The sequence below is a fragment of the Streptomyces sp. DI166 genome (assembly GCF_900091315.1).
Lineage (GTDB): Bacteria > Actinomycetota > Actinomycetes > Streptomycetales > Streptomycetaceae > Streptomyces > Streptomyces fuscus.
The window spans coordinates 1-1,433 of record NZ_FLSP01000237.1; the positions used below are offsets into that span (position 1 = coordinate 1).

At 68.7% G+C, this 1,433-nt stretch carries 1 protein-coding gene; it reads left to right on the plus strand.

Going from position 1 to position 1,433, the window contains the following annotated elements:
* Positions 1-212: 212 nt before the first annotated feature.
* Entirely contained in the window at positions 213-1,415 is a 1,203-nt protein-coding gene (locus GA0115233_RS40030; RefSeq protein ID WP_093725710.1) for an IS110 family transposase, read from the plus strand.
* Positions 1,416-1,433: the final 18 nt, after the last annotated feature.

Sequence of the window (1,433 nt, forward strand, 5' to 3'; positions counted from 1 at the left end):
ATGGGGGGTCCCTAAGAATGTGAGGCGGTCCGGGAGGACCGGGTGTGGCTGATGGGGGTCTGTCGTTGATGACTCGGAAGGAATGGCCGCCTGGTCCTCCAGGACGCTCCGACTGCTGATTGAGAACTGCGGTCATCGCTGGTTAGGGACCTGTCGGCGGGGTGTTCTTCGGACCATGGAGTGCTGGTCACGAGGGATACGGAGCGGCGGGCTTGAGCACGTCTGACACGCGGATATGGGTCGGCATCGATGCCGGCAAGGGGCACCACTGGGCAGTGGCGGTCGACGCCGACGGCGAGACGCTGTTCTCGACGAAGGTGATCAACGACGAGGCCCGGATCCTCACCCTCATCGACACCGCCCGCGAACGGGCCGACGACGTGCGGTGGGCAGTGGACATCTCCGGCCGGGCCTCGACCTTGCTGTTGGCCCTGCTGATCGCGCACGGCCAACAGGTCGTCTACGTTCCCGGCCGGACGGTCAACCGGATGACCGGCGCTTACCGGGGCGAGGGCAAGACCGACGCCAAGGACGCCCGTGTCATCGCCGACCAGGCCCGCATGCGCCGGGACTTCGCTCCGCTGGACACGCCCCCGGAGCTGGTCTCCAACCTGAGGGTGCTGACGAATTACCGGGCCGACCTGATCGCCGACCGGGTGAGGCTGATCAACCGGCTCCGTGACCTGCTGGTCGGCATCTGTCCGGCCCTGGAGCGGGCGTTCGACTACTCCGCGGCCAAGGGCCCGGTCGTCATGCTCACCGAGTACCAGACGCCGGCCGCGCTGCGACGGATCGGCGTCAAGCGCCTGACGGCCTGGCTGGAACGCCGCAAGGTCCGCAGTGCCGCCGAGGTCGCGGCCAAGGCCGTGGAGGCGGCCCAGTCCCAGCAGATCGCACTGCCCGGCGAGAAGCGGGCCGCCAAGCTGGTCTGCGACCTCGCCCACCAGCTTCTGGCCCTGGACGAGCGGATCAAGGACAACGACCGGGAGATCCGCGAGACGTTCCGATCCGACGACCGCGCCGAGATCATCGAGTCGATGCCCGGCATGGGGCCCATCCTGGGCGCCGAGTTCGTCGCCATCGTCGGCGACCTGGCCGGCTACCGCGACGCCGGCCGCCTTGCCTCGCATGCCGGTCTGGCCCCGGTCGCCCGCGACTCCGGCCGCCGAACCGGCAACTACCGCCGGCCCAAGCGCTACAACCGCCGTCTGCGGCACGTCCTCTACCTGTCCGCCCAGACCGCCATGATGCGGCCGGGGCCATCGCGCGACTACTACCTCAAGAAGCGCGCCGAAGGCATGATCCACACCCAGGCCCTGCTGGCACTCGCCCGACGCCGGACCGACGTGCTCTGGGCGATGCTCCGTGACAAGAGGCTGTTCACCTCCGCCCCGCCAGTCACGCAGACGGCTTGACACGATCATTGAGATTCC